Raw genomic sequence first — 17374 nt, forward strand, 5'->3', positions numbered from 1 at the left:
ATTATAGTTGTTTTCACCATAAAGAGGGAGGCAACTGGCAACCCACCCAGCGACCCAACACGGGTGCGGGGCTGCAAGTATCAGTATTCAGAGGGTTGGAGAATCTTGTAAGGGCGATCGCCCTCTCCCTTTACCTATCGCTCGGGAAGTCCTCAGGAATTCTTATCAATCAGCGCTTTACGTGATTCAGCGAACACTATATGCTTGGTTCATAAATTCGGTTCTATCAAAAAAACATAGTCCATAGACTGATATCTATCCTAATCATTAACACATAGTTGTCCTTGAGATTCTCAGGAATTCTTATCAATCAGCGCTTTACGCCATGCATCGAACACTATAGGCTTGAGTCATAGCTCGAAGTCTATGAGTAAGGCACCTTGTATAGACTAGAAGCTATACGTTTGATTGAGTTAGCCACTGCTGATTCAGCGACCTTAGTTTTTATCCCTATGAAAATTACCAATCTCATTCATTTTAGGAACTTGCAGGGCGACCTTTTTGGTGGCTTAACCACTGCTATTGTTTCCTTGCCTTTGGCACTAGCGTTCGGCGTTGCCTCTGGCGCAGGGCCCATCGCTGGTCTCTATGGCGCAGTCTGTGTGGGCTTTTTCGCAGCGCTGTTTGGCGGCACGCCGACTCTGATTTCAGAACCCACCGGCCCGATGACTGTGATTATGACGGCCGTCATTGCCTCACTGGTGGCCGCCGACCCAGAGAATGGCTTGGCAATGGCGTTCACGGTGGTGATGCTGGCAGGCATTTTTCAAATCCTGTTTGGTGTTTTCAAATTGGGCAAGTACATTACGCTGATGCCCTACAGCGTCATTTCCGGTTTTATGTCGGGCATTGGCGTGATTCTGATCATTCTGCAAATTGCGCCATTTTTGGGGCAAAAGGCTCCCAAAGGGGGTGTGCTGGGCACGGTCACTAATCTGCCCACGCTGCTCGCAAACATCAACCCAGCAGCGGCTATCCTCGGTGGCTTGACGCTTGGCATCATTTTCCTGTGGCCACGCAGGCTGAAGCGCTATGCTCCGCCACAGTTGGTAGCGCTGATTGTAGGTACGCTAGCATCGCTGATGCTGTTTCCGGGTGCGGATATTCCCCGCATCGGCGAAATCCCAATGGGGCTGCCGACGCTGCAAGTGCCGACTTTCACGCCGGGTCTAATGACCAAGATGCTGGTGGATGGAGCCATGCTAGGGATGCTAGGGTGCATCGACACGCTGCTGACAGCGGTGATTGCCGACAGCCTCACCCGCACAGAACACAACTCCAACAAGGAATTGATCGGTCAGGGCATTGGCAACTTGGTGTCGGGTCTGTGCGGCGGGCTGCCGGGTGCGGGTGCAACGATGGGCACGGTGGTCAATATTCAAACGGGCGCGAGAACGGCCCTGTCGGGACTGACGCGGGCGGCAATCTTGCTGATCGTGGTTCTTTGGGCAGCGCAGTATACTCGCGCGATCCCGATGGCTGTGTTGGCCGGGATTGCCCTCAAGGTCGGGATTGACATTCTGGACTGGAGCTTTTTGAAGCGATCGCACAAGGTTTCGACCCGCGGCTCCATCATCATGTATGGTGTGCTGCTGCTGACCGTGTTTGTGGATTTGATTGTGGCGGTTGGCGTGGGTGTGTTTATTGCCAATATCCTGACGATCGAGCGTCTTAGCGAGCTGCATTCTCAGGAAGTAAAGGTTATCAGCGACACAGATGACGATGTGGTGCTGAATGACGAAGAAAAGCGGCTGCTGGACGAGGCAAACGGTCGGGTGCAGTTGTTCTATCTGAGCGGGCCGATGATCTTTGGGGTGTCGAAGGCGATCGCCCGCCAGCACAACACCCTGGGCGACTGCGACGCGCTGGTAATGGATCTGAGCGACGTGCCTCACATGGGCGTGACTGCCTCGCTGGAAATTGAAAACGCGATTCGCGATGCAGTGGAGAAGGGTCGGCAAGTCTATCTGGTCGGTGCAGCGGGTAAGGTCAAGCGCCGTCTGGAAAAGCTTGGCATTTTTGATCTATTGCCCCATGACCATCTGTTTACCGACCGCACAGATGCGTTGCGGATGGCCGTGAGCACGGTTAGCAGCTATCCCAAGGGGCTAAGCCATCGCTCTATTTCATAGCGTTTTCACAGCGTTTTACAGAAGTCCGTTCCCTTCCAAAACGGTGAATCGCCCCGGATTCTCAAAGAGATCCGGGGTTTTTTGTGCTTTTCTTATCGAGTTTTGAACGTTCTCTAGACGGCCAACAGCGATGCCAGCGGATCGGGAATCGCTGCCGAAGGAGCCTCGAACTGGCCAACCAGCACATACTCATGGCGCAGCTTGAGCCAGGTAATCATCTGCGGGTTCGTCGAAATCACCGCCACCGCAGGGCGGGGACATTTTGCCTTAAATTCGCTCATCTCTGCTGCTTCCAGAAATGCAGGCTCCCGCACCAGCCAGAAATCGATTTCTTTGCCCGTTTCGGCATAGTGGCGAGTGCGCTCCCGCAGCGACTCGTCAAGCGGCTCCTCTTGGAGCAAAAATTTTTCACTGGCCAGGATGAAGTGATAGGTGGTCATAGACGTATTTGAGAATTGGAGAAATTGAAATTTGGAGAATGGGAATCAGGAGAGTATGGGGTAGAGAGAAGCGAACCAGCCCTTGTAGCTGCGTCACTCTGCTTCTGATTTTCTCATCCCAGCAGCCCCAGCATCGCCTGTTTCATCTCGCGGATGGCCCGATCCATACCCACGAGGACAGCACGGCTGATGATGCTATGACCAATGTTGAGTTCTTCCATACCGGGAAACTGAGCCACGGGACGCACGTTCCAGTAGGTGAGTCCATGCCCTGCATTGACGCGCAGCCCAGCGGCGATCGCCCGCTCACAGCCCCGCGCCAGCACAGCTAGTTCATGGGCGTGGCTCTGCTCGTCGTGGGCTTCGGCATAGCGGCCGGTGTGTAGCTCGATGAACTGTGCCCCGACCGCAGCAGAAGCGTCAATCTGGGCTGCATCGGCATCGATGAACAGGCTGACAGGAATGCCCGCCGATTGCAGCGTGCTGACGACGTGCAGCATCCGGTCTTTTTGTCCGGCGATGTCGAGGCCGCCTTCGGTGGTCACTTCCTCGCGGCGCTCTGGCACCAGCGTTACATAATCGGGGCGGACATCGAGGGCGATCGCCACCATCTCGTCTGTGGCCGCCATCTCCAGGTTCAGATGCGTCCGCACCGTCTGCCGCAGTAGCCGCACATCTCGGTCTTGAATATGCCGCCGATCTTCCCGCAGGTGAACTGTGATGCCGTCGGCTCCGGCTAGCTCTGCCAGCACGGCCGCCGCTACCGGGTCGGGTTCCACCGTGCGCCGCGCCTGCCGAATCGTAGCAACATGATCAATATTGACACCCAGCGTAGGCAAGGCTAAACGCTCCAACTCGTTGGATTACAGCGGGGCACCACAGCAGACACAGCCGCTGCACCCCTCCTCCATCATGCCACGCCAAGGCACAGGGATTGGTGTGCAAGTCTCCTAACCGACGGCATTGGGCGCAGGGGGAGCATCGGGGGCGGGCGTTTCTATAGGATTGGATGGCGGGGCAGGCACAGGGAAAGGGTGCGGTGCTGGGCTGGGCGCTGAGATGGGGATAGAGACGGGAGCGGGTTGAGGAACTGGTTGGGGGACTGGCGCAGGCACGGCAGCAGGCAGGGCGTGGCCCAGCGGCACAAAGTCAAACCCAAAGCCAGATCGGAGGCCGGGCTGCACGGTGACCAACTGCACGCCCTGGTTGCGATCGCCCGTCGGCAAAAATCGCACCGTTCCCGTTGCGCCACTGGCAAAAAAGTTGGGGGAGCGGAGCGCCTGCTGCACACCCGCCCGGTTCGGAGCCTGTTCCAGCGCAGCAATCAGCGTTTGGGCAGCATCGTAGGCCGTGGCAGTGCGCCAGTTTACGTCGCCTCGCCAAAGCTGGCGCGATCGCTCCACAAACGCCGCCTGCGACGCAGATAGAATATGCCAAGGCACCGCCACCACCATGCCCACAGACTCTGGCCCGCCCACCTCCAGCGTCTTGGGCGCGTATACGTCGCCGCCCGCCAGCAGAGGCAGTCGCCCACCATTTGTCCGCACTACTTGCAGCGTCCGGTCAAGCTGGTCGCCATCGGTCAGCAGCACCAGCGCCGTCGCGCCCTGGGCGGTTGCTTGCTGAATGCTGTCTGCGGCGCTGAAGGTAGACTGCGACACGTCGATTTCTCGCACCACTAGCCCACCGCCGAGGGAGAGCGCCGTCCCAAATTCTGCCTTGAGCGACTGGCTGTAGCGGCTGCGCGAGTCGAAAAAGACGGCGGCTTTTTGCTGCCGCATCTGGTTGAGCAAATGATCGGCAAGGGCGCGAGCGGTCACAAAATCGCTGGGCACGGTGCGATAGGTATAGGCTCCGGCGTGGGCCAGTTCAACGGCGGTGCTGAGGGGCGAAATGGCAACCAGTTTCCCCGCTTCGTAAATCTCCGCAGCCGCCAGGGTCGCCTCGCTGCTGGCATGGCCCACCACACCCAGCACCGACGGGTTTGCGACCAATGCCTGGGCGATCGCCCTCGCCACAGCAGGACGGTTCTCATCGTTGGCAATGATCACCCGCAGCGGCATACCGCCAATTCCACTGCTCTGGTTAATTTCTTGCTGCGCCTGGGCTACGCCTCGCAGCACCTCCAGCGAACTGTTCAAATCCTGGCTGAGGGGCACGGAGACGGCGATCGCATAGGCCGGGTTTGGCCCAATCTGGGCATTGTTCAGGTATATCAACGCCTCTGGGTCGTTGGGCGTGGATTGGAGCGCGGCGGCAAAGTAGGCTACGGCCTGGCGAGAATTGCCAGCGGCGATCGCCTGCACGCCCTGATGTTTCTCCGGCGACGCACCAGGCTGAATCAACAGCCGCTCGCCGCTGCTGATGCGTCCCAGCACCTCGTTGGGCGAGAGTCCGTCTGGCTCTGTGGGGCGCGGCTGACTGCTCACCGACAGCAGATGCGCCATTTTCAGATGATCGGCCGACCACCACAGCCCAGCGACCACCACCCCCAGCGTGATCAGCATGGAGAGGACTAATGCCGGTGTTTCCGTTTCCCGTTGGCTAGACATATTTTTTGCAAGGGGCGATGCACCCGCCGCTACAAGATGCGCGACAGCGCCAGATAAACGAGTCTGAATACAATTCCCACGAAAACGGCCAGCAGTCCGGCAAAAATGGCCAACATAAAAATATTGGGCAGCGATGGCGTGGCAATGATCGCCAGCCCCCTCCTCAGGGGTGTAAACGCCACCAGCGCCAGGGTGATGCCTGCAATGATTAATAAATCGTTGCGCTCGATCCAGCGGCGCGACTGGGCAAAAATCAGCCCTATCACGATTCCCAACAGCGGCACCCAAAACACCGGACTGACAATCGTCGTCCCCAGCAAGCTAAGCAGGGCGATCGCCACTAGTCCGCCCTCAAAGCCCGTAAACAGCGCCCCACCCAAAAACTCCATTAGCGAAAAGGGTGCAACCGTTGGTGTGGAAGGGGAAACAGCGGCGGGCGGCGACGCAGCAGGTGCCGAGGAAACAGGCGCAGGTTGGGCGGCCGGGGCCGATTGCAGAGACGTTGCACCCGTCCCGGTCGCCAAAGGCGCACTGGTAACTGGGAAACCCTGACCAGCGTGGGCGGGCTGCCCAGGATGGGACGCTGGCGATACTGCCCGCAGCGCCTCCCGCACCTCCTGGGCCGACTGAAATCGCTGGCTGGGCGTGGGCAGCAGCATTTTGTTCAGTACGTCCGCTAGGCGATCGCTCACCGGTGTAGACAAGTGCGATCGCCAGTTCCAGTGATTGCTATAGGCATCGTAGAGTTCGTTGGGCTGTTTGCCCGTCAGCAGCGTAATACAGGTCACCGCCAGCGCATACAAATCCGTCGCCGGATACACCTGGTCACCCCGCATCTGCTCCGGCGGCGCAAATCCCATCGAGTAAATCCCTGTAGAAGCCCTGCCGCCTGTGCTGACTGCGGCCGCTGTCACCTGCTTCACTGCGCCAAAGTCCAGCAAAAACAGCCGCCCATCCCGCCGCCGCATGATGTTCGACAGCTTGATATCGCGGTGGATTGAGCCGTTGGCGTGAACGTAGTCAAGCACCTTGAGGACTTCCTCTAACACCTCCAGCACTTCAGACTCCGAAAACGCCCCCCGTTGTTCCAGTTCTTGCTCTAAATCTTTGCCATCGATAAATTCCTGCACCAGATAGAAGAACCGATCCGTCCTTCCTGGAACCAGGCTGGGCACTTCCAGTTCAAAAAAGGCAAGCAAGTTGGGAATTTGGGGATGGTTGCTGCCTAGCTGCTCCAGCACCTCCGCCTCGCGCTGGAATAGCGTCTGCGCGACCTGGAGCTGGTTGGGGCTGAGGTCGCCCGACGGCTGAAACTGTTTCACCACACACTGGCGCATGGCGGGCGTGTAGCGATCGCGCGCCAAAAACGCTGCCCCAAAGCCGCCCTTCCCCAGCAGTTTTTGCGGGATGTATCTCCCCTGCAACAGCAACGGCATCCCGCAAGTGGTGCAGAACTTTTGCTGCACTGTCCGCAGGGTTGATGAATCGTCCAGATCGGCAAAGTGATTTTGTGGGCGGGGACAGCCAAAACGGGTGCAATAAACTTCCATACGGCGCGGCTAGCTGACAAGGGTGGACACACGCGAACCCTACAGCTATAGGTTAACCCGTATAGGTTAAACCAAACCTTGACGGGCCGCCCACCAAACGATTGCTATCCCTCACCACATGCTCAGGTTTCGACGGGCAAAACGGCTGCCGCCATCGACCCATGACCATCGTGGGCAGGAGTCGAAACATGGGTGGAAAACTGAGGCAACACTTCTTCGATAAAGGCCTGGGCCGCCTTGGAGCGATAGCGGTTGGGGTTCACAATCACCGACAGCATCCGATTCACCACCACATCTTCGATGCGGGTGCGCTTTAGCACATCCATTTGCAGCTCTTTTTCGATGGCGGAAATGGACACAAAGGCAGCGCCCAGCCCCGACTGCACGGCGTTTTTGATAGCTTCGATGGAGTTTAGCTCCATTTCTACTTTCAAACGGCGCGTTTCGATGCCGCTGCGCGTGAGAACCTGATCAATCACCTTGCGGATGGTGGATTGTGAATCAAGGGTGATGAACTGGAGCTTGTAGAGGTCGTCTTTTTGCACGATGCCTTGGCGAGCCAGCGGGTGATAGGCGGGCAGGATGAGTGCTAGTTCGTCTTCGGCATAGGGAATAATTTCTAAAGATTCCTGTAATTCGGGAGGCACTTCTCCGCCGATAATCGCTAGGTCGATCTGCCCGTTGGCGACGCTCCAGGCCGTGCGCCGGGTGGAATGGACGTGAAGCTGGACAGCGACTTCGGGATACTGCTTGCGAAACACGCCGATCATCCGGGGCAGCAGGTAGGTTCCGGTGGTCTGGCTGGCCCCTACAATCAGCGTCCCGCCCTGGAGGTTTTGCAGGTCTTCGATGGCGCGGCAGGTTTCTTCACAAAGGGACAAAATGCGATCGCCATAGCTCAGCAGCAGATGCCCCGCCTCTGTAAGCTGGGCCCGCCGCCCGCCCCGGTCAAACAGCGGTACATCCAACTGGCGCTCCAGGTTTTGTACCTGCAAGCTGACGGCAGGCTGCGACACATAGAGGCTGTCGGCCGCTCGTTTGAAGCTTCCCTCGGCGGCGATCGCCTTGAGAATCCGTAACTGATCCAGTGTGAAAGGAAGGTCAGCCATGACTGCTAAGCCTAACAACAGAATGAACCGGGAGTATGAACCTGAAGCATGAAAAAATGATCGACCGTCTCAAACATCAACCTCTCAGCCGTGCAGCATTGCCTTGCTTATTAATCAATCCTGCAACGTAATCCAACCGACCGCATTCCTCAAAATCTTGAAAATCTTGATTTTTGCCAGCGTGTCTGGCTCCCGGAGTGACAAACCCTCTAGCCCCTGGCCGCAGCCAGATAGCCTCAGCGTGGAGCGTGGGAGTTGGGCATTTGACTACACCTGACATCATTGGACTACAGAATGTCCCTTTCTAGTGCATCGGTGTAGATAAACATTCAGTAAACAACATCCTGTGAGAAAAAGGCGAAAAAGTTGGGCAAATTGAGGCAAGCTAAATCAGGCTGGATTTTTTTAATGAACCTTAACGTATCGATTTAATGACCTGCGCTGCCTGAGAGCGCCACTTTAGGAATCCTTTAGTATTAGAGCAGCATTAGAGCAACTTATGAAGCGGGAGGTCGTCCAGGAGTTTCTAAATCAACCCGGCGTCGCTGGGATTGCCCTGATGGATGGGCGATCGCGACCCTACTTTTTTGGGGTTGATCAAACCCTCAACTTTCAGCAGAAAGAGGCGCTAGCCCAGGGGATTCAGCAGGTCGTGCAAACGACACCCCCTGGATTTGAGTATTTTGAATTTCAGTTTAGCGGGCATCGTGCCTATATCTACAAATTTGATCACGGCATGATTTTGCTGGTGCTGGCGACTGGTGAGCTAGTCCTGGCAACCTACGCGCCGCTCATTCATCAACTGCGGGCAGAGCTAAAGCATGATCTGACCAATGCGATCGCCACCTTTCGCTTGCTTGCTGGAAATCTCTCCCTATCAAACCAAAACTACTGGCAGTCCACTGGCCCTACTGGGCCCTCCACCACCATTCCCTCTGCCCCTTGGCACAGGCCCGCTCCGCTCCCCGCCCAGCCTGAGGCCGTCCCCACGGCCCCACCTGTTTCTTCAGAGTCTATTGCCCTCGATCCGCTCTTGTCTTCGTCTGTTTCTGAAGATACTGCGGATGCTGCGGCGTTGCCCCCCGATGCGCCTGCGCCTACGCTCAAGGAACTGCTGACTGCGGTAAATCAAATCAGCCAGTTCACCACGCACTATCTGGGGCCGACGGTGGTAGCCAACTACTGGCGATCGAGCCGTCCGGTGATGGAGTGGCTCAACAATTTTGAAATCGATCGCGCTGCCCGAATCACCTATACCGGCGATGTGCCAAGCGCCCTATCGCAGACCCTCAGCAACGAGCAGCAGCAGGGATTTCAGGAATGGATTAATGCCTTTATCCAGCGATGTTCTCGTGTGATTCGCGACTTTTCAACGTTGTTAGATCAGGGCGTGTTAGACGTTCGCCAAAAGGCGTTTTTGGCGCTAGCGTCCCATTGAGGAGATGCGGTTTGAGAGGGCGATCGCCCTTATTTTCCCGACTCAGGGCGATGCCTGCCTCAGCGTAGCCCCCTTAATTCTGTGTACTTTTTTCCTCTGCTTCCCGTTTTGATAGCTAACCTCTGGAGAACCCGTCATGGCTAAAACTGTCCGCCTGGAACCGATTGCTCAAGAAACCTCAGTCGAAACCAACGGCAACTTGCTCTCTGTTTTAATTAACAAAGATCTGGATGTCTTACGCGAATGCGGCGGACGGGGCATGTGCGCCACCTGCCATGTCTATGTCACCGAAGGCATGAACCAACTCTCGCCGATCAACCGCCGAGAACAGCGGACCCTGGAAGTCATTACCACCTGCCGCCCAAACTCCCGGCTTGCCTGCCAGGCCCGCGTCCAGGGCAACGGGGTCACTGTCGAGCTACCGGCCGGGATGTACATCAACTCGCTGCAAGACATTGAGGTTTTGATCGGGCGGCGGGCAGAACAAAACCTACTGCACCCCATCACGGGTCAAGTGCTGGTAGAGGAGGGCAAGCTGATTACTCGCTCCATGATGAAGCAACTGGAAGCCACGCCGACCTTCAGAGTGTCAGAGTACTTTTCCAACAGTAGTGAGGCATAGATGAGTTCCGAGGGTCAGGGGTCAGCCGTTGTTCCACAGCCTAACCCCTCAACCCCGATTGCTCAAACCGAGACAGCGACGGAGCGCAGCTTGCGGGTGTTTTCAACCAGGCTTTTGGCAAAGGCATCAAAGCGCTTGGAGAGGGATTCGTCCGTCAGGCTGCCGTTGGCATCAAATGCTTTCCAGGCTTGCCCGATCGCCACTTGCTCTGGAATCACCCAGGCGTGAACCCAGCGCAGGATGGTTCGCAGGTCGTTCAGCGCATTGCTGTTGGGCTGTCCACCCAGGACGCTGATGTTGCCCACTACCTTGTCGGTAAATTCTTCAAAGCCCATCAGGTCGAGGGCATTTTTCAGCACGCCGCTGACGCTGCCGTGATATTCCGGGGTTGCCAGGATGATGCCGTCTGCTTGACGAAACGCTTGCTGCAAGCGGGCTACATCGGGATAGTCGGAATAGTCGTCGCCGCCATCGCAAAAGGGGAGATGGAGCGATCGCAGATCCAGAATTTCTACCTCGGCTCCCAGCGCCCGGACTCGCTCAGCGGCGATCGCCAGCGCTTTGTGACTATAGGAACCTGGACGCAGACTCCCAGCAATACCCACAATTTTGACCATTGCGTTAACCTTTTTTAACCTCTGTATCGACTTGCCTCTATTCTAGCTAAATCGAACTCGGTATGAGTATGTCTTGCTGGTCGGGTCAGGGCTTCGCGGCAAGGGGCTTCAGGGGCAAAAACAAAAAAACAAGAAAAGGGAGGGACTATGGGTAGCCCTCCCAACCATCAGGGTGCATCTACTTATCACATTATGCCATCTAGAGGATGAGGGGTGAAACCCCCTTCCTGAAGTTTCTTTGTTTTTCTATCAGTATAACTTATCTTTATGAATTTTTAGATATAAAAAACCAATCTCATTATAGCAATCACTGCTATCATACGAAAACTCCTCCGTTTTTGCACGGCTTCAATCCAAACCCTTAGCCAAACTTGACTCGATAGAGATGAAATAGTTCACCGGGTTGTTTTTTCATCACCTGTGCTTTTTGCGCCTTGAGCAAATCTTGCCACGCGCTGAGCGGCTCCAAAAATACCTCCGCGCCGAGATAGGTTTCCAAAATTGCCCAGTTTTCAGCGAGGGGCGAGTCTGGGTCGATTACGTCGAAGACGAACATACCGCCGGGTTTGAGGACGCGCTGCACCTCGGTCAGCACGGCTTTCCAATAGTTCAGCGGATAATAGCAGCTAAACCCGGTGGCGATCGCCAAATCAAACTGATCCGCTTCGTATTGGAGCTGGTGCGCCGGGCCAGGCTGCACGCCCTTGAAGAGTTTGGAGTTGAGCTGGGGGCCGCGGGCGTTCAGCGTGTCGCGGGCGACCTGGCTGATTTCCTGCCCGTAGAATACTGCGTCCCAATCGCGCCAGGGATAAATCAAAAAGCTCACGCCACAGCCAATATCCAGGCAGCGCTGCTGCTTTTTGGGCTGGGCAATTTCCCAGAAGGGCGAGGCGATTTTTGGGGTGAGCAGACCCGCCTGCCATTCTTGATAAATCGGCATTTCGGTGACTTCGGCGGGTAGGTCAAACGGCTCCCGCTGATAGTCCTGGTTAAAGCGGCGGGCCACGGCCGCAAGCTGCGGCTGCCATTCATCCGTGCGATCGCCCAAAAAGCTCGCCAGACTGTTTCCGGACGGGCCTCTTGGCGACGACCCAGCCGCTCGATCTTTTGCCATTATTCACTCACTAGATCAACCTTTGACAGCAAGACTTGCAGCGAAACTTTCGCCCTGTGCTATCCGCGTGGCACCGCCGAAGATTGCTCCGGCCGGGCAAAGATCATGCGCCCTGCCGACGTTTGCAGCGCCCCCGTCACCAGCACACAGATCTCATCGCCAATATAGTCGCCCCCTTCCTCCACCACGACCATCGTGCCGTCGTTGAGGTAGCCTACGCCCTGTGCGGGTTCCTTGCCCTGCTTCAAAATCTTCAGGTCGAAGGTGTCTCCGGGCAGATAGGTCGGCCGGATGGCCTGCGCCAGGTCGTTGATATTCAGCACAGGCACCTGCTGCAAACTCGCGACCTTGTTGAGGTTGTAGTCGTTGGTCAGCAGCATTCCGTTGATGTCTTGTGCCAGCCGCACGAGCTTGGCATCGACCGTGGGAATATCGTCATAGTCGGCTGGGTGGATGGCGATGCGGTCGGGATAGGCTTCCTTGATGCGGTTGAGAATATCCAGTCCGCGCCGCCCGCGCACCCGCTTTTGGTCGCTGGAGGCATCTGCCACCTGCTGAAGCTCTTGCAGCACAAACTGCGGCACCAGAATTTGCCCTTCGATAAAGCCTGTCGCCAGGATGTCTTCGATGCGACCGTCGATGATGCAGCTTGTATCCAGTACCTTGGCGGCGGCGGGCTTGAGCGTGCCCTCGGCCACCAGCAGCGTTTCGACACTGTTGGGATTGATCAGGCGGAGGAGCGATCGCCCGTGAGCATCCGCTAGATTCACCCCAGAAAAGGCAAAAATCACGCTGCCCAAAATCGCGGCCAATGGCTTGATAAAAGCAAATTCGTTCGGAATGGGCAGCAGAAAAATCGGAGCCAGCAGCAGATTGGCGACCAGCAGCCCCAGCACCAGCCCCACCGAGCGGCTGAGCAGCATATCTACTGGCATTTCGCGTACCTGCCGCTCGACGCGCCGATAGGAGGTCTGTGCCACTAGCCCCAGCGCCAGCCCCAACAGCCCGCCAAAGCCGCCCGTCACCAGGCTCAACCCTTCGCGATTTGTCACCTGATCGAGCGCGTCCATCGGCAGCAAATCAACGCTGAAATAGCCGATCCCCGCGCCCGCTACAATGAATGAAAGAATAATAATTGCGTCAAGCATAGGTTCCAGTTAAGTGCTGGAGAGTCTGTGGCGAGGTCAGGGGTCGCGGTCACGAAAGCGTGCGATTACGAAAGCGTTATGAGTGGCGTGCGAGTGAAGCGGGAATGGGCGCTGACGGGCGATCCCAAGCCATAGATTCATCGAGCTAGCTAGCCCAGACATAACCCAAGCTCGATGCAGTGGGTTAGTGCATCAGCGCACAGGTTCATTATATCGCCCGATTTTACACTGGACGGTTCCTCTAGCGATGGTAGCCCCACAGATCTCAACAGTTCTGCCTGCCGCCTCCAAAGATGAGCGGAAGGCTCAATGTCCAACGGCGGCCTATTTGCATATTCCTTTTTGCCGCCGCCGCTGTTTTTATTGCGATTTTCCGATTTCAGTGGTGGGCGATCGCGCTCGTGGTGAAACATCGGGAACCATTGCCCAGTATGTCGAGGCGCTGGAGCGAGAAATCCTGATGACTGAGCGACAGGGGCGATCGCCGCTAGAAACCGTCTTCTTTGGCGGCGGCACGCCCTCGCTGCTGTCAGTGGCGCAGGTCGATCGGCTGCTGAGCAGGCTTGACCAGCACTTCGGCATCGCTGCAAATGCAGAAATTTCAATGGAAATAGACCCTGGAACCTTTGACCTCAGCCATGTCCGGGGGTACGTCGCCGCTGGGGTCAATCGTATAAGCCTGGGTGTGCAGTCGTTTCAGGCAGACTCGCTGCAAGCCTGCGGCCGCACCCACCGACCAGAGGATATTCCCCTGGCAATAGACCTGATTCGCCGCGCTGGGCTAGACAACTACAGCCTTGATCTGATTTCGGGACTGCCACACCTGACGCTAGAGCGCTGGCAGGAAAATCTGGATCGGGCGATCGCCCTCGACCCCGCCCACCTGTCGATCTACGACCTCACCGTGGAACCGGGCACCGCCTTTGCCCAACGCTATCGGCCTGGCGAAGCGCCCCTCCCCTCCGACGAGTCCACTGCCCAGATGTATCGCCTCGCCCAGCAGGTTTTGACTCAGCGCGGCTTCCAGCACTACGAAATCTCGAACTACGCCCGCTCTGGCTATCAGTGCCGCCACAACCGGGTTTACTGGGAAAATCGCCCCTACTATGGCTTTGGCATGGGTGCGGCCAGCTACGTAGACCACCAACGCTTTAGCCGCCCCCGCACCCGCCGCGAATATTTCCATTGGCTGGAAACGCTGGAGTCCGCAGGCGGCAGGCTGGCGCATCCCACCACGCCCCCCCAGGAACGCCTGCTCGACACGCTGATGCTGGGGCTGCGGCTGGCCGACGGGCTGGATTTGCCCAGGCTAGAACTGGAGTTTGGCAAGGGGGCGATCGCTCGCATTCTCGCCGGTCTGCAACCCCACGCCCAGCGCGGCTGGGTCGAGCAAACGTCCTCTCACATTCGCCTGACTGACCCAGAGGGTTTCTTATTTTCCAACGTCGTGCTGTCTGATTTGTTTGAAGCGCTGAGCGAGTGACCGGTTCAGCGCTGACACCTCTTGCAATAGTGCGCCGACCGCCCGGCCATCTTGAGCCGCAGGATTGGGGCGCTACATACGCGGCAGGGTTCGCCGTCGCGGTTGTAGACCCAGGCCACGCCGCCGTAGTTGCCGTTGATGCCCTGCACGTCGCGAAAGTCGCTAAAGGTGGTGCCATTGTTGGCGATCGCTGTTTGCAGCACGTCTCGAATGGCATGGTGAAGCCGCTGAACTTGTTTTGGCTTCAGTCGGGTGCAGAGGGTCTGCGGGCGAATGCCGCTGAGGAATAGGGCTTCGTCGGCATAAATGTTGCCAATGCCTGCCACCAAAGACTGATCTAGCAGCGCATTTTTGATGGGGCGCTGGCGGCCGCGCAGCCACCGGGCCAAATAATCCACAGAGAACTCATCCGAAAGTGGTTCTGGGCCAAGGGACTGTAGACCGGTGATGACGGATTCCGGCGGGCGATCGCCCGGAACCCACCACAGTTGCCCAAAGGTGCGCTGATCTACAAACCGCAGTTCTCGGTTCTCCGGAAAAAACAGCCGCACTCGACAGTGCTTTTGCAATAGAGCATCCTGCGCCACCCAGAGCAACTGCCCCGTCATCCGTAGATGCACACCGAGATAGCCAGCGGGCTGGTGTGCTGTGTCTACCAGTTCTGCCAGCAAATACTTGCCGCGCCGCCGCCACTGGGCGATCGCCAGCCCCCGCAGCCCTGTAACGAACGCGGCGGATGAAGTGGGGTAGGCGATCATGCGATCGAGTAGCACATCCGCCCCGACAATGGGCTGGCTCAGGGTCGTTTGGTTTAGCCCTCGGCGGACTGTCTCAACTTCGGGGAGTTCGGGCATGAGAGACCTTGGCGATGCTCGCTAGAACATCGAAAAGGGCGAGAAAAAGGCGATCGCACCCAACTTCAAACTCTAACGAACTCTGACGAAAAAAGTAGGGCACAAGGTAGAATGCCTTGCTACAAATTCGGGCTTCCAAGAGAGACTGGCAACCTAGTTGGCAATCCAATCTCTCTCAGAAACCCGAAACATTCTTTTGGTTTAGGACTTGTTCAAGACGCACCTAGCTACAGCGTTTTTGAAGCTAGTGAGGTACGTGGATAGTCAAAAAGCGCTTGCTTCATTGAAGCTGTGCGTACCTCACCCCACGAGAAAATGCTGCATCAGGACGTACTCTCACCTTCAGACTTGGGCGCTGCCTCGGTTGGCTCGGGCGCTTTGGCAGGAGCCGCAGTTATCTTCGTCTTAGCAGACTTGGGCGCAGGCGCAACTTCTTCTAGCTCACTGAGGGCGAAGTTGTTGGTGTTCACACCGCCAGCACTACCGCTATAGCCGTTGTAATTCACCTTGTCAAACCGGACGATCACCGGGTACTTGATGCCGCTCTGATCGACCGAGGCAACCGTGCCGACATCGTTGTACCAATAAGATTCTTTGCGGAGAATCCGAACTTTTGAACCGCGTTCAACCATGAGTGCTTTTCCTTAGCTGATTAATCATCCTGGAGGCCATCTCTACAGATGCAGTCCCAGCGTGAGCGGTCAGGGCCGACCCTTTTGGGCGCAGGAGAAATGACTTTTCATAGTTTGATTTTCAGCGTACTACTCCCACGTAGCCATCTGGCGAGATCAAGGTTTAAGTTTTATTGCCTAACGTGTCTGGGTTTGAACGAGTGTTGCGCCTCTCGTCCCTCTGCTGGCTCCCTATCGCAAACGCAGAAGCCAGAGCAAAATTGCTGTTGAGATTTGCGGGATGCGCTTAAAATAGCGGGTAATCAATACGCCTGTATAGCGTTTGCCGCAGGCAGATTTCCCCCACAGAGCGGTAGCGCTCCGCAACAGCTATGAATAGGGTTCCGCATGGCTCAGCAGCGCCAGAGTTTGCAGCACAACCTGAAGCACAATTCGAGGCACAATTCGAGGCACAATTTGCAGAACAATTTGCAGAACAATTTGCAGAACAATTTGCAGAACAGCCTGAAGACGGTCATGACGGGCAAATCGGCAACGGACAAACCGCAGATTCAGGGTTTCTGAATTCCTCGGCTCCGGAGTGGCCTGCGGTCGGGTGGTCTGCTGGCGCTGCGGCGATTGACCCACCCCAGTCCGAAGCCCCGAACACCGAAGACGCGAGTGCAGTGCAGCCGCCCGACCCGACCTTGCCGCTATTCCCCCCAGCGTCCCGTTCAGGAAATTCTGCGGTGCTTGCGCTACCCCCTGTCCGATTTTTGGGGAAGTTGTTGAATCAGCATCCCACGATCTTCTGGAGCGGGGTCTGGGTGATCACGCTGCTCTGTGCTGGCATTGCCGTCACGGGCCTCATGAATCCAGAACTGTCGTCCCAGCAGGAGCAGCCCGACCCGACTGGGGTAGAAGCCGTGCTGCGGGCGACTCGGCTCGATCGGCAAAAACCTGCGTCTCCAGCCGTTTCTTTTGGGCTTCTGGCGGTGAGTTGTGCGGGATGCTGTCTGCTGCTGTCGCGGCGGTTTCAGCAGCCCCAGTCGCTGTCTCAGCCAATAGGGCGCAGAAAACTGCGATCGCCCACCAAAAGCACCATCGCGGCTGAACTGGAGGCGATCGCCACCCTTGCATCCGACTCTATCCAAGACCCAGCGCGTTTGCCACCCCTGCCCAGCCGCCAGCCCTGGATGGATGCAGCCCTTTCCACTGCAAACGCCGAGTCTGCATCCACGCCCCCTGCCAGCCACGCTCCGGGTTCTCAATCGCCGCAAGTTCCGCAAGCGCCCCAATCGCAGGATTACCTAAGCTATCTGCGCGTTCATGCCCAGTCCAGAGCGCAGAGCCAGCGGGCCGCTCGAATTGAGGGGCGATCGCCCTCTCGTTCCCCAAACCCCAAGACTCAAAATGGCCCTGCCAACCCGCACGTGATTGCTCCCTACGCGCCCAACCCGGCATTGCCCGTCGCGTTTCTCTCGCCTCTAGAACATTCCTTGCCAGAAAAAGCCTTTTCGCCCGTTCCCATCGCCCAGCCCACGCTGCCCGCCGCCACCCAGCCGCCGCTCAACCTAAGCCAGTCGCCCCAGCCCCAGACCGAGGCTCTGCCAGATCCAGCGGCTACCTTGGCAGAACTGCGGAAGATTCAGGCGAAGCGGGCGCGAAAGGAGCCGGAGTCATAGAGTGCGATGGGGTACGTCA

15 protein-coding genes are annotated in these 17374 nt (G+C 57.2%); 5 read left to right on the forward strand and 10 right to left on the reverse strand.

The annotated features are described in order from the left end of the window. Nucleotides 1-452 precede the first annotated feature (452 nt). Nucleotides 453-2132 (forward strand): SulP family inorganic anion transporter, encoded by a 1680-nt coding sequence (locus O77CONTIG1_RS11605; RefSeq protein WP_068510747.1) that lies wholly within the window; start codon nt 453-455, stop codon nt 2130-2132. 113 nt (nt 2133-2245) lie between these two features. Here the strand turns inward: O77CONTIG1_RS11605 and O77CONTIG1_RS11610 are convergent, their stop codons facing one another. From O77CONTIG1_RS11610 to O77CONTIG1_RS11630, 5 genes are all read right to left on the reverse strand, one after another. Then, nucleotides 2246-2572, reverse strand: a complete 327-nt coding sequence (locus tag O77CONTIG1_RS11610; protein WP_068510748.1) for an MgPME-cyclase complex family protein — start codon at nt 2570-2572, stop codon at nt 2246-2248. Between the two features lie 113 nt (nt 2573-2685). Further along, nucleotides 2686-3411 carry a pyridoxine 5'-phosphate synthase gene (locus tag O77CONTIG1_RS11615; RefSeq protein WP_068510750.1) on the reverse strand — a complete coding sequence of 242 codons (726 nt, stop codon included), beginning with the start codon at nt 3409-3411 and terminating at the stop codon, nt 2686-2688. Nucleotides 3412-3522: 111 nt separating this feature from the next. After that, complete coding sequence (locus O77CONTIG1_RS11620) at nt 3523-5124, reverse strand: ABC transporter substrate-binding protein (protein ID WP_084782551.1); 1602 nt, start codon at nt 5122-5124, stop codon at nt 3523-3525. A gap of 29 nt (nt 5125-5153) precedes the next feature. Further along, entirely contained in the window at nt 5154-6674 is a 1521-nt protein-coding gene (locus O77CONTIG1_RS11625) for a serine/threonine-protein kinase (protein ID WP_068510752.1), read from the reverse strand. Nucleotides 6675-6796: 122 nt separating this feature from the next. Next, nucleotides 6797-7783 (reverse strand): LysR family transcriptional regulator, encoded by a 987-nt coding sequence (locus O77CONTIG1_RS11630; RefSeq protein WP_068510754.1) that lies wholly within the window; start codon nt 7781-7783, stop codon nt 6797-6799. Between the two features lie 499 nt (nt 7784-8282). On the opposite strand from O77CONTIG1_RS11630, the gene O77CONTIG1_RS11635 reads away from it, so the two are divergent. Together O77CONTIG1_RS11635 and O77CONTIG1_RS11640 are read left to right on the forward strand one after the other, a co-directional pair. Continuing rightward, a complete protein-coding gene (locus tag O77CONTIG1_RS11635) occupies nt 8283-9221 on the forward strand; it encodes a hypothetical protein (RefSeq protein WP_068510756.1) in 939 nt (312 codons plus the stop codon). A 136-nt stretch (nt 9222-9357) separates the two neighbouring features. Next, nucleotides 9358-9843, forward strand: a complete 486-nt coding sequence (locus tag O77CONTIG1_RS11640) for a 2Fe-2S iron-sulfur cluster-binding protein (protein ID WP_068510758.1) — start codon at nt 9358-9360, stop codon at nt 9841-9843. A 62-nt stretch (nt 9844-9905) separates the two neighbouring features. On the opposite strand, the gene O77CONTIG1_RS11645 is transcribed toward O77CONTIG1_RS11640, so the two are convergent. The 3 genes from O77CONTIG1_RS11645 to O77CONTIG1_RS11655 all read right to left on the reverse strand — a co-directional run bounded on the left by O77CONTIG1_RS11645 (nt 9906) and on the right by O77CONTIG1_RS11655 (nt 12722). Next, nucleotides 9906-10460, reverse strand: a complete 555-nt coding sequence (locus tag O77CONTIG1_RS11645) for an NADPH-dependent FMN reductase (protein ID WP_068510760.1) — start codon at nt 10458-10460, stop codon at nt 9906-9908. Between the two features lie 361 nt (nt 10461-10821). Further along, nucleotides 10822-11574, reverse strand: coding sequence for a class I SAM-dependent methyltransferase (locus O77CONTIG1_RS11650; RefSeq protein ID WP_084782553.1), 753 nt, complete (start codon nt 11572-11574; stop codon nt 10822-10824). Nucleotides 11575-11633: 59 nt separating this feature from the next. Then, nucleotides 11634-12722: a PIN/TRAM domain-containing protein gene (locus O77CONTIG1_RS11655; RefSeq protein ID WP_068510761.1), complete on the reverse strand. Its 1089-nt coding sequence runs from the start codon at nt 12720-12722 to the stop codon at nt 11634-11636. A 247-nt stretch (nt 12723-12969) separates the two neighbouring features. Between O77CONTIG1_RS11655 and hemW the strand changes: the two genes are divergently transcribed. Next, nucleotides 12970-14205: a radical SAM family heme chaperone HemW gene (gene hemW / locus O77CONTIG1_RS11660; protein ID WP_084782556.1), complete on the forward strand. Its 1236-nt coding sequence runs from the start codon at nt 12970-12972 to the stop codon at nt 14203-14205. A 5-nt stretch (nt 14206-14210) separates the two neighbouring features. Here hemW and O77CONTIG1_RS11665 read toward each other — a convergent pair whose 3' ends face one another. Together O77CONTIG1_RS11665 and O77CONTIG1_RS11670 are read right to left on the reverse strand one after the other, a co-directional pair. Then, entirely contained in the window at nt 14211-15059 is an 849-nt protein-coding gene (locus O77CONTIG1_RS11665) for a DNA-formamidopyrimidine glycosylase (protein ID WP_068510763.1), read from the reverse strand. Between the two features lie 323 nt (nt 15060-15382). Next, nucleotides 15383-15691, reverse strand: coding sequence for a photosystem I reaction center subunit IV (locus tag O77CONTIG1_RS11670; RefSeq protein WP_068510765.1), 309 nt, complete (start codon nt 15689-15691; stop codon nt 15383-15385). Nucleotides 15692-16062: 371 nt separating this feature from the next. Here O77CONTIG1_RS11670 and O77CONTIG1_RS11675 point away from each other — a divergent pair, with 371 nt between their 5' ends. Continuing rightward, nucleotides 16063-17355, forward strand: coding sequence for a hypothetical protein (locus O77CONTIG1_RS11675; protein ID WP_068510767.1), 1293 nt, complete (start codon nt 16063-16065; stop codon nt 17353-17355). Nucleotides 17356-17374: the final 19 nt, after the last annotated feature.

The sequence above is a fragment of the Leptolyngbya sp. O-77 genome (assembly GCF_001548395.1).
Lineage (GTDB): Bacteria > Cyanobacteriota > Cyanobacteriia > Elainellales > Elainellaceae > Thermoleptolyngbya.